Source organism: Ancylobacter tetraedralis (genome assembly GCF_014195655.1).
Taxonomy (GTDB): Bacteria; Pseudomonadota; Alphaproteobacteria; order Rhizobiales; family Xanthobacteraceae; genus Ancylobacter; species Ancylobacter tetraedralis.
This window is the reverse complement of record NZ_JACICD010000001.1, coordinates 846,020-860,261: the sequence shown is the minus strand read 5'-3', so window position 1 is coordinate 860,261 and position 14,242 is coordinate 846,020. Positions and strand designations below refer to the sequence as shown.

Below are 14,242 nucleotides of genomic sequence, written 5' to 3'. Positions count from 1 at the left end.
TAACCGTTCCAAGGCGCGGAAGAGATCCCGCGAGCGACCAGTGGCAGCCGGGGTAGCGTGGTGAGTGACGGTGCAGCAGGTCCCCGGCGGGCAGCTCGGCAGAACGACGCGCAGACCCGCGTGCGGGCCGAAGCGGTGAAGCGCATGGGAACCTCTGCCGGGCGTCGCGCCGGACTTTGCGCCCTTCTCGTTCTTGGCACGCTGATCGCGGCCTGCGCCAACCGGCCGACGGGCGTGCTCGGCCCCGTGGCGCAGACGGCCACGGATGCGACCGAAGTCAACATGCTGGTCGCGACCACGCGGGCGCCCTCGACCGATCCGAACGTGCTGTTCACCGGCGAGCGGGCCCCGAAAGTGTCGCTGACCGCCTTCACCGTCTCGATCCCGCCGGACGACCGGCGCCAGATCGGGCAGGTGCAGTGGCCGCGCAGCCTGCCCTCCAACCCCCAGACCGATTTCGCCACCCTCGCGGTGAAGCCGCTGGACGGCACCAAGGCGGCCAAGAACTGGCTGGACCAAAATCTGCCGCCGAGCCGCCGCGTGCTGATCTTCGTGCACGGCTTCAACAACCGTTTCGAGGACGCGGTCTACCGCTTCGCCCAGATCACTCATGATTCACGCTCGGATGCGGCGCCGGTGCTCTTCACCTGGCCCTCGCGCGCCCGGGTTTTCGACTATCTGTTCGACCGCGAGAGCACGATCTTCTCGCGCGATGCCTTCGAGGAAACGGTCTGGCAGGTGGCGAGCGACCCGAGGGTCAACGACGTCATCATCATGGCGCACTCCATGGGCGCCTGGCTCGCCATGGAAGGGCTGCGGCAGATGGCGATCCGCCGGGGGAAACTGCCGGCGAAGATCAGCAACGTCATCCTCGCGGCGCCCGATGTCGACGTGGACGTGTTCGCCTCGCAATGGCGCTCGCTGAACAGCCCCAAGGCGCGCTTCACGCTGTTCGTCTCGCAGGATGACCGCGCGCTGCAACTCTCGCGCCGCATTTCCGGCGGCGTCGACCGGCTGGGCCTTGTCGATGCGCAGCACTTCTACGCGGAGCTGGAGAAGACCGGCATCGTGGTGATCGACCTCACCTCCCTGCGCAGCGGCGACGACGCGCTCAACCATGGCCGTTTCGCCGCCTCCCCCGAGGTGGTGAAGGCCATCGGCCAACGGCTGGTGAACGGGCAGACCGTGACGGATTCCGACGTGAGCCTGGGCGACCGCATCGGCGTCGCCGCCATGGGCGTCGGCCAGACGGTGGGCAGCGCCGCCGGCCTCGTCATCAGCGCACCGATCGCCGTGGTCGATCCGGCGACGCGCAACACCTACCAGAGCCAGGTCCAGCAACTTGGCCGCTCGGTCAGCGAGACGGTGGAGAACCCCGCCGCCGACTAGGTCGGCGGCGGGTCGATCGCCCTGCGCGCGAGACGCGCCGTTACCAGCTGCGGACCCAGCGGCCCGGCTCGTAGATCCACTGGCCGCGACGCAGCACCCAGCGCGGGCCCGCATAGGTGAAGCCGCGGCGGTTTTCCTCCCAATGGCCGGGGAACCAGCTCCAGCCGTGACGGCCGGTCCAGTTCCAGTGGCCGGGAATCCAGGTGTAACCCCGGCGCGGGGCCGGGCGCGGCTCGCGCTGCGGCCGGGGCGGCGGGCCAGGGGGGCCGGCCGGGCGCCCGCCCGGCGGGGGCGGCGGAGCCCCTTGCGCATCGGCGGCGGCAATGAGGGCCGCACCCGCCGGCACGGTCAGCGCGGCGGCGATGAGGCTCCTGAAGAGCGAGCGTCGTGAGAGCATCGGCAGCTCCTTGAACAAAGGCCGTGAACAAACGCCGTTCCCGAACGAATCGGCGATCAGCTGGCGAGATAGCCGATGACGGCCGCATTGACGATGTCGATGAAGAAGGCCGAGACCAGCGGCAGAATGATGAAGGCGCGCGGCGCGGCGCCGTGCGTCTTGGTCACGGCCGTCATGTTGGCGATGGCGGTCGGCGTCGCCCCCAGGCTGATGCCGGTGAAGCCGGCCGATAGCACCGCCGCCTCGTAATTCCTGCCCATGGCCGGAAAGACGATGAAGACGATGTAGAGAACCGCCGCCAGCGTCTGCAGGCCGAGCACCAGCATCAGCGCCGGCCCGAGCCCGCCCAGCGTCCACAGCTGCATGCTCATCAGCGACATCGACAGGAAGACGTTGAACGAGAAGTCCGACACCAGCGCCAGCGCGCGGGTGCGCGTCGGCCACACCAGGTTCGGCAGCAGGCGCGGCACGGTGTTGGTCATCACGATGGCGACCAGCAGGCAAATCACGAAGAGCGGCAGCTTGAGCGCCACTTCATCCAGCAGTTCGTCGACGAAGAAGCCGATCAGGATCGCGACGTTCAGTACCAGCACGGTGCGCAGCAGGCTGACATGGCTGACATCATCGCGCACGCCGTGCTCGCTCTTGTCCGGCAGGCCGATCACGTCGACGCCCGTCTTCGGCCCGTGCAGGCCGTGACGTGCGATGAGGTGGCGGGCGATCGGCCCGCCCACAAGGCTGGCCACCACCAGCCCGAGCGTGGCGGTGGCGATGCCGACCTCCATGGCGTTGGGGATGTTGAAGCGCTCGGTGATCAGCGGCGCCCACGCGATGGTGGTGCCGTGCCCGCCGATGAGCGAGGCCGAGCCAAGGAACACGGTGAGCCCCTCCGGAAGGCCCAGAGCCGCGACGCTGCCGGCGGCGATCAGGTTCTGCAGCACCAGGAAGACGACGGTCAGGATCAGCAGCACAAGCAGCGGCCGGCCGCCGGTGATGAGGTCGTCGAGCTTGGCGTTGAGGCCGATGCCGGTGAAGAAATAGAGCAGCAGCATGTCGCGCGCCTCGAGCGCGAAGCGGATTTCGACATCGAGAAAGCGGTAGGCGAGGAACGTCGCCAGCGCCATCAGCAGGCCGCCCGTCACCGCCTCGGGAATGTTCCAGGCCTTGAGCGGGGGGATCGCCCGGTTGATGGCCACGCCCGCGAAGAACACCACGATGGCGATGGTGAAGGTCAGAAAGCCCGGCGTCTCAAGCGTCGTCATCGTCTCCCCCCTGGGCGCTGCGCTCGTCAGGTCAGAACGACCCGACGAACGAGCCGAGCAGGATGACCGCCACCAGCGCGACGATGGCGCCCACGATGCCGACCATGACGATGTCGAGATAGCTCTCGCGATGCGTTGTACCGCAGACCGCGAGCAAAGTCACCACCGCGCCGTTATGGGGCAGGCTGTCCAGCGTGCCCGAGCCGATCACCGCCACGCGGTGCAGCAGCGCCGGGTCAAGGCCGATCTCGGCGGCGAGCTTCATGTAGGTCGGGCCCAGCGCGTCGAGCGCGATGGTAAGCCCGCCCGAGGCCGAGCCGGTGAGCGCGGCCAGCACGTTGGTGGCGATGGCGAGCGAGACCAGCGGCCCGCCCTCGATGCCGAGCACCCATTCGCGCACCAGCTCGAACGCCGGCAGCGCCGCGACCACCGCGCCGAAGCCGACCAGGCTGGCGACGCTGAACACCGGCAGAACGGAGGCGTTGGCACCGGCATCCAGCGTGGCGCGCAAGCCCGGCAGACGGCGCCAGTTGATCGCCAGGGCGACGAGAATGGCCGCCGTCAGCGCCACCACTACCGACCACACGCCGCCGACCGCCGAGAGCGTCGTCCCGCCCCAGCGCGGCTCGGCGAGGAACGAGACATCCATCTGCGGCAGGATGACCAGTGACATCAGCAGGTTGACGACGACGACCACCACGAGCGGCAGCGCGGCGAGCCCGAAGGAGGGCTTGGTATAGGCATGCACCCCGTTATGGATCTCGGCCGGGTCGAATTCATGTGCGGTGGTGGCCCGCTCGCGCACGATCGGGTCCTCGGCGGCGGCATCCACGGGCGCGGTGGCGTCCGCCGGACCGAAGCCCTCGCCGGCCAGCCGCGCCCGGCCTTCCGCGCGCCCGAGCCACCAGAGGCCGAAGGCGAGCATGATGACCGAGGCGAGGATGCCGAGCCCGGGCGCGGCGAAGGGCGTGGTGCCGAAGAACGGCATGGGGATGGCGTTCTGGATCGAGGGCGTGCCGGGCAGCGCCGACATGGTGAAGGTGGAGGTGCCGAGCGCGATGGCGGCGGGCATCAGCCGGCGCGGGATGCCGGCCTGGCGGAACAGCGCGATGCCCATCGGCGCCAGCACGAAGAAGGCGACGAACAGGCTCACGCCGCCATAGGTGACGAAGGCGCCGGCCAGCACCACCGCCAGCATCGCCCGCCTTGTGCCGAGCTTCTCGGTCATGAATTCGGCGATCGACGTCACCGAGCCACTGTCGTCCATGATCTTGCCGAACAGCGCGCCAAGCAGGAACAGCGGGAAGAACTGCGCGATGAAGCGCGCGCCGCTGCCCATGAAGGTCTGCGTCCAGTGCGCCAGCAACGGCTCGCCCGCGAAAGCGGCGGCAATGAGCGCGGCGATGGGCGCGAGGAGCAGCACGCTCCAGCCCCGGAAAGCGAGTGCGACGAGCAGGCCGAGGCCGACCAGAATGCCGATGAGACCCATTCTTCCCCCAGAAGCGCGGCGTCAGACGCCGTCGAGAAGCTGATCGATGTCGAGCGTGGAACGCTTGCCGAGATCGGCGCCATGCTCGTCGAGAAAGGCCTGAGCCGAGGCGCGGCCCTCGTCGCGCAGCATGCTGAGGAATTCCCACTCGGCATTGAGCTTGGACGAATAGCCGAGCGTGCCCATGACGTTGTTGCGCACCATGTGGATGCGCATCTTGGCCCACAGCGCGCCCTCGGTATTGCCGGGATCGGCCACCTTGCGCATCAGCGCCATCATGCGCAGTTCCTTGAGCAGAACGGCGTTGAAGGATACCTCGTTCAGCCGGTTGAGAATCTCGCGGGCATTGCTGGGCGTGCCCTCGCGCTCCACCGGATTGATCGGGATCAGGATGGTGTCATCGGAATCCAGCTCCCGGACCAGCGGCGTCATGGTCGGGTTGCCGGAATAGCCGCCGTCCCAATAGGGTTCGCCGTCGATCTCCACCGCCTGGAACATGGTGGGCAGGCAGGCCGAGGCGAGCAGCACGTCCGGCGACAGGTCGGCATTGCGGAACACCTTGCCGCGCCCGGTGCGCACGCTGGTGGCGGTGATGAACAGCTTGATCGGCGAGGTCTTGACCAGATCGAAGTCGATCAACTCCTCCAGGATCGCCCGCAGCGGATTGCCGCCGCCGGGGTTGAGATCGTAAGGCGAGACCAGCCGCGACATCAGGTCCATGGCGACGAAGAGCGGGGAATTGTCGAGTGTCCAGCGCCCCAGCAGCTTGTCCATCGGACCGCGCTGGAAGGGACTGAAACGCGCCGCTTCCGAAACCTTGGTCCAGAAATTGGCCAGCGCGGCACGCGCGCCCTCCGCCCCGCCCTTGGCGAAACCGAAGCTCATCACCGCCGCGTTCATCGCGCCCGCCGAGGTGCCGGAGACGCCGTCGATCTTCAGCCAGGGCTCCTCCAGGAAGCGATCGAGCACGCCCCAGGTGAAGGCCCCATGCGAGCCGCCGCCCTGCAAAGCGAGGTCGATCAGCACCGGAGCCCGTGCGGACGGCGCCGCGTCGTCACCGGCAGGCTCGGCGCTCGCAGCCTCGGTTGCGGGGCGAGCGGCGCGCCGACGCGGGGCCGGGGCATCCGCCTTGGAAGCCTCGGAATCGGGTGTGGATGGCGTTGAGGTGGTCTCGGTCGACATGACGCTCCGTGTCCGCCTGATGGTATCCGCCGCCCGGTACGGGCAACCGCAGGATAGCACCCTAGAACGCGCCAATGACAGTGTGATTGCCCTAATGCCTTCGGCGGGGCCCGCCACGCGGGGAATGATGCGTCCGCGCAAGGGACGCGGCCTCGCGCCTTCGTGCCTGCAATTTCACTTCGACAAGGTGTATGATGGAACCAATCGCCGGACGAGCAACGATCCGGCGTGCTCCGTGGGAGGTTTCATGCCACATCGTATCCGCCTGTTACTCGCGGTCGCCCTGTTCTCCGCGCTCGCGGTTTCGGCCGCGGCGGCACAGGAAGCGGGCGCCGACGCCACCTGGACGAGCCTGAAGCCCGACGTGTTCGGCGAGCGGGCGATCCGTGACGACAGCCCGCTGATCCAGCTCACCGCGCCCGTCCGCGCCGAAGATGCCGCGCTCGTGCCCATTTCGGTGGAGGTGGCGCTGCCGGCGGGCGACACCCGCACGGTGAAGAAGCTCACCCTCATCGTCGACGAGAACCCCGCTCCCGTCGCGGCCACCTTCACCTTCGGCGGCGAGCGCCATGACCTGACGCTCGGCACCCGTCTGCGGGTGAACAGCTACAGCTATATCCGCGCCATCGCCGAACTGAGCGACGGCGAACTGCACATGGGCGAGCGCTTCGTGAAGGCCTCCGGCGGCTGCTCGGCGCCCGCGATGAAGGACGAGGAGGCCGCGCTGAAGAGCATCGGCCAGATGAAGCTGCGCCTGGTCAAGGACGGGCAGATGGGCGACGCCACCAAGGCGAACCGCGTCTCGCAGCTCCAGCTCATGATCCGCCACCCGAATTATTCCGGGCTGCAGATGGACCAGATCACCCGGCTCTACATCCCGGCCAAGTTCGTCGACGCGATCGAGGTCAAGCAGGGCGACGAGCTGGTGTTCTCGATGGAAGGCGGCATCTCGCTCAGCGAGGATCCTGCGATCCAGTTTTCCTATGAGCCGAGCGGCAAGGAAATCCATGTCGACGCCGCCGACACGGACGGGCGCCGCTTCGAGGGCGAGCTGAAGCCGGCCGGGTGAGCCTCGCGCCGCCTCCCGTCTCGGGCATTATCCCGGATCGGCCCTGTGGGCCGTCCGGGATAATGCCAGGTGGTCTCGCCTCAGTAGAAGCAGGTGATCTCCGCCTCGGCCTGCGCGCGGCGCAAATCGGCGACGATGTCGCGGAACATGGCGGTGGAGCGGAACACCTCCGCCTGCTGGCCGGCGACCTGACCCACGCTGAGGATGGTCTCCGCCTCGACATATTTCTCGTAAGGCAGGATGGTCGCGATCGTGTCGATCGAGCAGGAGCATTTCTCCAGCGATTGCCGCGACTGGCCGTTCGCCGCCATGCAGCCGAACACGTAATCCGCCCGCGCCACGGTGGGGTAGTCATTGATGAGGCCGGTGCCGGGCACGGAAGGGGTCGGCTTGCTCGCGCCGGCCGCCACCGGCGCCAGGGTCGAGGCCGCGCCCGATGTGGCCGGCGGATTGGCGTCCTGCGCCCGCGCGGCTCCGGGAATGACCGGCACGATCAGGGACGCAGCGAGCAGCGGCACGGCAAGCAGCAAATAGGCGCCGCCGCGGGCGATCCTGCTGGCGTTGATGGGCATGGCTTTCTCCTCGGGTCGCCTGTTCGGCGTGTTTTTATCGGCGCTTATTTCGTGGCCGTCGGCGCGCTCGCGCCGGTCAGCGTCAGGCTGGTGTCGATGAGGTTGGCCGCCCCGTCCTTGGCGGGCGTGATGACGCGGATCGCGTAGAGCCCGCCCGGCACGGCCTCGGAATAGATGAACTCATAGCGTCGATCGACCAGTTCCAGCAGCTTGTCCTTGTTTGGATCCTGCGCGAAAGGAGACATGGTCAGCTTCCAGCCCTCGACCTCGTGTCCCTCGAAGGAGAAACGCGCCGGCTCGACCGTGCCGCCGGCGAGATGGTCGCGCAGCCGGTTGCGCAGGTAGAACGGGCTGCCCTTGGTGAGCAGGGCTATTTCCTTCACGTCGCGCTCCAGTAGCACGAGCGAAATCGGATTTCCGTTGCGCGTGGGGAACGGGCCGGCCTCGCCCTCCTTGTCGCCGCGATGGATCACCACATTGGCGATGCGCCCGGCCGCATCGTCCGGGGCGGCGTCCACTTTCATCGCCAGCGTCTCGTCGAAACTCTCGCCGAGATCGGGTCTGGCCGTCACGTGCTTGTAGATGTAGTCGAGCGTCGTGCCGGCCGGAACCCGCGAAAGGTAGGGCGTATCGAAGAAAAGCTCGGTCGCGGTCGGCGAGGCGAGCGCGGCGCCGGACAGCAGGGCGGAAACGAGAAGCGCGGCGAGCCCGGAGAGAGGGCGGCGCGCGAACAGTCGGGGCATGGGCGATTCTCCTGAAAGGGTTCAGTTCGCCCGGTCCGGCACGACATAGCGCCGATAGTCATAGGCGACCTCACCGCCCGCGGCATCGGCCTCGGCGAGGGCGAGCAGATGCGCGTGCAGCGGTGATTTGTGGCAGGCGGGATCGGTGGCGGCGGCATCCCCGGCGATCGCCATCGCCTGGCAGCGGCAACCGCCCCAGTCCTTTTCCTTGCGCTCGCAGCTCTTGCACAGATCGGGCATCCAGTCGGTGCCGCGAAAAGCGTTGAAGGACGGCGCGTTCAGCCAGATGTCCTCCAGCGCGTGCTCGCGCACGTTCCAGAAATCGAGGCCGGGAATGGTCTCCGCCGCGTGGCAGGGCAGCACCTTGCCGGCCGGCGTGACGTTGAGCGACTGGCGGCCCCAGCCATTCATGCAGGGCTTGGGATATTTGGCGTAATAGTCCGGCACCACGGCGTCGATGGTGAGCTGGCCCTTCAGCCGCGCGCGCGCTTCCTCCACCACGTCGAGCGCCCAGAACACCTGATCGCGCGTGGGCATCAGCGCGCCGCGGTTGCGCAGCGCCCAGCCATAATATTGCGAATGGGCGATCTCGATGCGCCCCGCGCCAAGCTCCAGCGCCAGCTCGATGAAATCGGGGATCTGGTGGATATTGGCCCGGTGCACCACGGAATTGATGGTGAGCGGCAGGCCGAGCCGGCGCACCTCGCGCGCCACGGCGAGCTTCCTCTCATGCGCTCCGCGAAAATTCGAGACCTTGTCGGTCACCTCGGCCGTGGCGCCCTGAAAGGAGAGCTGCACATGGTCGATGCCCGCGTCCGAAATCGCCGCCAGCCGCTCCGGCGTGACGCCGACGCCGGCGGTGATGAGGTTGGTGTAGAGCCCCACCTCGACGCAATGGCGGATCATCTGTTCGAGATCGCGCCGCGCGGTCGGCTCGCCGCCGGAGAGGTGCACCTGCAGCACGCCGAGCTTGGCCGCTTCCGAGAACACGCGCAGCCATGTCTGTGTATCGAGTTCGACCGTGCGGCGATCGAGGTCGACCGGGTTCGAGCAATAGGGGCATTGCAGCGGGCAACGATGCGTCAGCTCGGCCAGCATGCCATAGGGCGCGGGCGGGGCCGGACGTGCGATCGGCTGCGCAAGCGGCTGGGCGACCACGTTCATGATGCCGCATCTCCCACGGTCACGGCCGCGAGCGTGACGATACCCTTCTCCTTCAGCCCGGCGAGAAAGGCGTCGACATCGGTGGCGATGCGCGCGCGCTCGACGGTGAAGGCGCTGGCAAGCTCATCGACGATGATCTCGATGGAGCGCACGCCGTCGACCTTTTTCAGGATCTCCACCGCCACCGGATCGGGATTGAGCACGCGCTCGGGGGCCAGCAGCACCCATTGGCCGCGGGCCTCGTCGTGGCGCAGGCGCACGCCGCGCGCGAGCCGGGGAACGGCGGAAGTGACGAGCGCGGTCATCGCGTCTCCTTGGGCGCGAAAGCGCCGGGATAGGCCATTTTCGGATCGACATAGGCGAAATAGAGCGCGTCCAGCTGCACCCACAGCACATCGCACTTGAATTCCAGCGCGCGGATCGCCGCTTCCTGCTGCTCGGGCGTGCGGGCGTGGCGCTTGACATAGTCGAGCGCGAAATCGGCATCGCGCGGCGCCTCGGTGAGGCGGTTCTCGAAATAGGCCAGCGTCTCGCGCGAGACGAAATCATAGTTCTTCAGCATGCCGGCGACACGCTCGCCGATGATGCCGGGCGAGAACATTTCGGTGAGCGAGGAGGCGATCGCTTCCAGAAGGCTCTTCTCGCGCACGAAATGCACATAGGCATCGACCGCGAAGCGCGTGGCCGGCAGCAGGTTGCGCAGCGAGGTCACGGCATGGCGATCGAGGCCCAGCCCGTCCGTCAGCTTCAGCCAGCGGGCGATGCCGCCCTCCCCTTCATGGTGGCCGTCATGGTCGATGATGCGCTGGCGCCAGACGCGGCGCAGTTCCGGCTCGTCCATCCGCGCGAGGATGGACGAATCCTTCACCGGGATCATCGCCTGATAATAATAGCGGTTCAGCGCCCAGGCCTGCACCTGACCGAGATCGAGCTTGCCGTCGTGCAGCAGGCGATGGAACGGGTGAAGATTGTGATAGCGGCGCGTGCCGACGTCGCGCAGGCGCGCCTCCAGCTCGTCGGCCGACAGCAGCGTGGTCATAGAAGGATCTCCATCCCGTCTTCGGCGATTTCCCACCCGGCCCGGTTGGCCGCGACGCGCTCGGACGAGCCGTCGATCAGCACCGGATTCGTGTTGTTGATGTGCACGTAGATGCGTCGGCCGATATCGAGTCCCGCCAGCGCCGCCATGGAGCCTTCCGCACCGGACATGCTCATGTGGCCCATGCGCCGTCCGGTCTTGGTGCCGACCCCGGCCAGCGCCATCTCGTCGTCCCGCCACAGCGTGCCGTCGAACAGCACCGCGTCGGCGCCGTCGAGCCGCGCGCGAAGCGCATCGGTAATGGCGGCGCAGCCGGGAATGAACAGCACGCGGGCCTCGCCCAGCCTCAATTCGACGCCGATGGTCTGCTCGCCCTGCCGGTCGGTGACGAGGGTGCCCGTGTCGGCCTCCTCACGCGCCTCGAGATAGAGCGCGATCTTGCCCGGCACCGGAAAGATCGTGGCGCGGACACCCTCGACCAGATCGAAGGAGGCGCCGAGTTCCACCAAGCGCCGCTCGACAACGCCCTCGGCGAGCACATCGAAGGCGCTGCTGGCGCGCAGCACCTGGTGCACCCCCGGCGTGGCGAGGAGGCTGAAGGGTTGCGCCTCGCGCAGGCTGAGCAAGCCCGCGACATGGTCGATATCGGCATTGGTCAGCAGAACGGAAGCCACCGGCGATTGCCGGCGGCTTCCTCGCGGATGCAATGCCGGCACGGATCGTATCTGCGACAGGATTTCCGGTGCGCAATTCACCAGCGCCCACCGCTCACCATCCGCGCTCACCGCGATGGAGGTCTGCGTCCGCGAACGGACACGGGGATCCCTGTCCCAGGCGAGCGCGCAGACCGGACATCGGCAGTTCCATTGGGGAAAGCCCCCGCCGGCTGCCGAGCCGAGCACGATGAGACGCGGGCGGGACACGGAGGTTGGCATCACAGCGTCACCCCCGGTCCGGCCAGCCGTCCCAAAGCTCAGAAGTCAGCCGGCATATAGGCGTTGACTTCCATTCCGACGCAAACTTCGACGATATGCGGAGTGGTCCAGGCCATTTCTTCCTCCAGGATTATCTGCCGCTTATACTTCATAAGAAGTTGATAAGAGGCCGGTTGTTTGCACGGTACTTAGAACCGCACGAGTAATGTGGAGACGATATCCCCACACGTCAAGCAATGCCAAAAATATCTTCAAAGGCATACATTATGCCACGAAATCCGATCAAGCGGATCGCGCCTCGAACATGAAGCCGCGGCCGCGCACGGTGACGATCATCTGCCCGCCTTCCGGCGTCGCCTCGGCCAATTTGTGGCGGAGATAGCCGACATAGACATCCACCACATTCAGCGAAGCTCCGCCATGGCCGGCCCATAGCGCGGCGAAGATATCGGCGCGCGCCAGCGGCTCGCCGGCATGGCGCATCAGCAGCGCGAGCAGTTCCACCTCGCGCTCGGTGAGGCGCACCCGCGTGCCGCCCAGCAGCGCCTGCCTTGTATCGAGATCGAGCGCCAGCGGACCGGCGGTAAGCACGCGTGATTCGCCCTCCCCGCTGCTGCGCCGCAACGCCTGCACCTTTACCCGCGCCAGCAATTCCTCGAAGGCGAAGGGCTTGACGATGTAGTCGTCAGCCCCGGCGAGCAGGCCTTCCGTGCGCTCGTTCACGCTGGAACGGGCGGAAAGCATGATGATCGGCGCGGTCTGCCCGCCCGCGCGCAGCGCCTTGCACACCTCGATGCCGGAGCGGCCGGGCAGCATCACGTCCAGAATGATCGCCTCCAGCGGCTTGCCGGTCGCGGCCCGCAGCGCCTGCTCGCCATCGCCCACCAGCTCGACCTGATAGCTCTCCGAGGCGAAGCCGCGCCGCAGCAGCGAGCCGATGTCGGGATCGTCCTCGACAATGAGAATGGTCATTGGGCCGCCTCCACCGTTATGTCGGGCACCGGGACAGGCAGCCGCACGGTCACGCAGGTCCCCGTGCGGCCTCCCCCTTCGTCGGCGGTGCCGCTTTCTATGTCGATCCGGCCGCCATGCCGGTCCACGATCCATTTGGCAAGGGCGAGGCCGATGCCGAAGCCCGGCCCCTCGCGCGTGCCCGCCGCGCCGCGCCAGAAACGCTCGAAGACATGCGGCAGTTCCTGCGCTGGAATGCCGGTGCCGTGGTCGCGCACCCGCAGCAGCACCTCGCCGCCCGCGCGCCCGGCTTCCAGCTGCACCACGGCACCGGCCGGGGAGTGGCGCACGGCGTTGGCGACAAGGCCGTCCATGGTCTGGCGCAACCAGTCGCGGTCCGCCTCGATGGCCACGCCCGGCGAGGTGCAGGCGACCTCCAGCGACAGGCCGGCGGCGCGGGCCAGCGGCAGCATGCTCTCCTGCACCTCGCGCAGGAGATCGGCGACGAGGAACAGCGAACGCTCCAGTTCGATCTGCCCGCTTTCGGAGCGGGCGATGCGCAGCAGATCCTCGACACGCCGGTGCAGCTTGCGGGCACGGTTCTGGATCACCATCAGCGCGGCGCGCAGGTCCTCCTCGCTGGCCCGCGCCGCGCGCAGCGTCACCTCCGCCTCGCCGAGGATGACGGTGAGCGGCGTGCGCAATTCGTGGCTCACATCGGTGAAGAAGCGGCGGCGGGCGAGATCGACATTCTCCAGCCGCGTGTTCGCCCCGCGCAATTCGGCGGTGCGGGCGTCGACGATCTCCTGCAGCCGCCTCTGGTCGGCAATCAACCGCGCCTCGCGCCGGGCGAGATGGGCGGCCATGCGGTTGAACCGCGCCATGGCGAGGCTCAGTTCGTCATGGCCGGTCACGGTTAGCCGGATGTCGGTGCGCCCCTGGGCGATGGCGGCGGCGGCGGTCGCGACATCGGCCACCCGGCGCACCAGCGAACGCCCCAGCACCTGATAGAGCACAACCGCGACAAGGCCGGCGAGCAGCACGCCGGCAAGACCCCAGCGCATCGCGCTCTCGCGCAGATCATGCACCGATTCCTGCGCGCCGCGGGCGTCCGTGCGCTCTTCCTCCATGGCGAGGCTGAGCGGTGCGCCGAAACCGGCGGCGAACACATCCAGCACCACTCGCACGGCCGTGGTGGGATCCGGCTGCTGCAACGCGGCCTGAACCTGCCGGTCCATCCCCTCGAACTGCGCCCGGAGCCGCGCCACGGTGCGGCTGCGCGCGGCCATGAGCGTGCGCTGTTCCTCGTCGCCGCGGCGCTCGACTTCCGAGCCAAGCGCGGTCTCGAAACGCTGGAAGGCGGCGAGCGTCCCCTGCCGGGCAGTCGCCAGCGCGTCGCGGTTGCGCTCGCCCGGCTGCTGCGCCGACTGCAGCGAGACCAGCGCATAATCGCCGATGCGGCCGGATATGGACGATAGGAGTTCCAGCCGGCTCTGCGCGGAGACAAGGCGGTCCAGTTCGACATTGGCCCGACCGAGCACGACCACGAGCAGCACGGCCGCCGCAGCGGTGACGAAAACCGCCACCGCGAGCAGCAACGCCATTCGCGCCCTCAGAGATGAAAAACTGCCGCGCCCCATGCTGCCTTCCCGAACAAGGCAGCCGACAGGCCGCCGGTGGGAATGATTTCATGGACCGCGCGCTCGCGCACGCTGCGCCGCAGCAGAGCGTGAGCCCGAACGGCCGCCGATCCGCCCCGGCGACGCGCGCGACGACGCCTAGTAACGACGCCCGTCGAGGATGCCGGCGCTCAAATGTCCCGGCCGCCCACGCTGGGGCGGCCACAGCGCCACTTTTGCACCTTCCACTTGGGATGCGTGCCGCTCCATTCGGCAATGGTCGGCATCGCGGTGATCATGCACTGCATCGGCATCTGGGTCTGCTCGACGCTGACCGAGAGTGCCTCTTCACGGCAGGTTCCCGGATTCGCCACGAGGCAGATCGAAAGTATCAGTTCCATAAGCGGCTCCCTCGGCGTGCGACAAAGCCA

General features: G+C 67.9%; 14 protein-coding genes and 1 pseudogene. 2 read left to right on the top strand and 13 right to left on the bottom strand.

All coding sequences use genetic code 11. The features are described 5' to 3' along the window. Nucleotides 1-144 precede the first annotated feature (144 nt). Nucleotides 145-1,389, top strand: a complete 1,245-nt coding sequence (locus tag FHS55_RS03980; RefSeq protein ID WP_183188338.1) for an alpha/beta hydrolase — start codon at nt 145-147, stop codon at nt 1,387-1,389. 40 nt (nt 1,390-1,429) lie between these two features. On the opposite strand, the gene FHS55_RS03975 is transcribed toward FHS55_RS03980, so the two are convergent. Genes FHS55_RS03975 through FHS55_RS03960 form a run of 4 tightly spaced genes read right to left on the bottom strand, consistent with a single transcriptional unit; the run spans nt 1,430 to nt 5,719 of the window. Further along, nucleotides 1,430-1,786, bottom strand: a complete 357-nt coding sequence (locus FHS55_RS03975) for a YXWGXW repeat-containing protein (RefSeq protein WP_183188337.1) — start codon at nt 1,784-1,786, stop codon at nt 1,430-1,432. Nucleotides 1,787-1,842: 56 nt separating this feature from the next. Continuing rightward, the gene (gene gltS / locus FHS55_RS03970; protein ID WP_183188336.1) at nt 1,843-3,048 is read right to left on the bottom strand and encodes a sodium/glutamate symporter; all 1,206 of its coding nucleotides are present in this window, start codon (nt 3,046-3,048) and stop codon (nt 1,843-1,845) included. 31 nt (nt 3,049-3,079) lie between these two features. Further along, complete coding sequence (locus FHS55_RS03965; protein WP_183188335.1) at nt 3,080-4,537, bottom strand: GntP family permease; 1,458 nt, start codon at nt 4,535-4,537, stop codon at nt 3,080-3,082. A 21-nt stretch (nt 4,538-4,558) separates the two neighbouring features. Next, nucleotides 4,559-5,719: a patatin-like phospholipase family protein gene (locus tag FHS55_RS03960; protein WP_183188334.1), complete on the bottom strand. Its 1,161-nt coding sequence runs from the start codon at nt 5,717-5,719 to the stop codon at nt 4,559-4,561. Between the two features lie 247 nt (nt 5,720-5,966). Between FHS55_RS03960 and FHS55_RS03955 the strand changes: the two genes are divergently transcribed. Beyond that, nucleotides 5,967-6,788 carry a quinoprotein dehydrogenase-associated SoxYZ-like carrier gene (locus FHS55_RS03955; protein WP_183188333.1) on the top strand — a complete coding sequence of 274 codons (822 nt, stop codon included), beginning with the start codon at nt 5,967-5,969 and terminating at the stop codon, nt 6,786-6,788. 80 nt (nt 6,789-6,868) lie between these two features. Here the strand turns inward: FHS55_RS03955 and FHS55_RS03950 are convergent, their stop codons facing one another. The 9 genes and pseudogenes from FHS55_RS03950 to FHS55_RS03905 all read right to left on the bottom strand — a co-directional run bounded on the left by FHS55_RS03950 (nt 6,869) and on the right by FHS55_RS03905 (nt 14,212). After that, a complete protein-coding gene (locus FHS55_RS03950; protein ID WP_343055991.1) occupies nt 6,869-7,198 on the bottom strand; it encodes a hypothetical protein in 330 nt (109 codons plus the stop codon). Nucleotides 7,199-7,404: 206 nt separating this feature from the next. Continuing rightward, the gene (locus FHS55_RS03945; RefSeq protein ID WP_183188332.1) at nt 7,405-8,103 is read right to left on the bottom strand and encodes a hypothetical protein; all 699 of its coding nucleotides are present in this window, start codon (nt 8,101-8,103) and stop codon (nt 7,405-7,407) included. Nucleotides 8,104-8,124: 21 nt separating this feature from the next. Then, on the bottom strand, nt 8,125-9,267 hold the full coding sequence (gene pqqE, locus FHS55_RS03940; RefSeq protein ID WP_183188331.1) for a pyrroloquinoline quinone biosynthesis protein PqqE: 1,143 nt from the start codon (nt 9,265-9,267) through the stop codon (nt 8,125-8,127). Continuing rightward, nucleotides 9,264-10,306: pseudogene (gene pqqC, locus FHS55_RS03930) on the bottom strand (pyrroloquinoline-quinone synthase PqqC). Before pqqC ends, pqqE begins: the two are co-directional and overlap by 4 nt. Next, a complete protein-coding gene (pqqB, locus tag FHS55_RS03925; RefSeq protein ID WP_183188328.1) occupies nt 10,303-11,241 on the bottom strand; it encodes a pyrroloquinoline quinone biosynthesis protein PqqB in 939 nt (312 codons plus the stop codon). The pseudogene pqqC and the gene pqqB overlap by 4 nt, the downstream one beginning before the upstream one ends. 38 nt (nt 11,242-11,279) lie before the next feature. Then, on the bottom strand, nt 11,280-11,357 hold the full coding sequence (gene pqqA, locus FHS55_RS03920) for a pyrroloquinoline quinone precursor peptide PqqA (protein ID WP_183188636.1): 78 nt from the start codon (nt 11,355-11,357) through the stop codon (nt 11,280-11,282). 166 nt (nt 11,358-11,523) lie between these two features. Beyond that, on the bottom strand, nt 11,524-12,213 hold the full coding sequence (locus tag FHS55_RS03915) for a response regulator transcription factor (protein WP_183188327.1): 690 nt from the start codon (nt 12,211-12,213) through the stop codon (nt 11,524-11,526). Beyond that, on the bottom strand, nt 12,210-13,796 hold the full coding sequence (locus FHS55_RS03910; protein WP_246339800.1) for a sensor histidine kinase: 1,587 nt from the start codon (nt 13,794-13,796) through the stop codon (nt 12,210-12,212). The genes FHS55_RS03915 and FHS55_RS03910 overlap by 4 nt, the downstream gene beginning before the upstream one ends. Before the next feature lie 206 nt (nt 13,797-14,002). Further along, the gene (locus FHS55_RS03905) at nt 14,003-14,212 is read right to left on the bottom strand and encodes a hypothetical protein (protein WP_183188325.1); all 210 of its coding nucleotides are present in this window, start codon (nt 14,210-14,212) and stop codon (nt 14,003-14,005) included. Between the last annotated feature and the right edge of the window lie 30 nt (nt 14,213-14,242).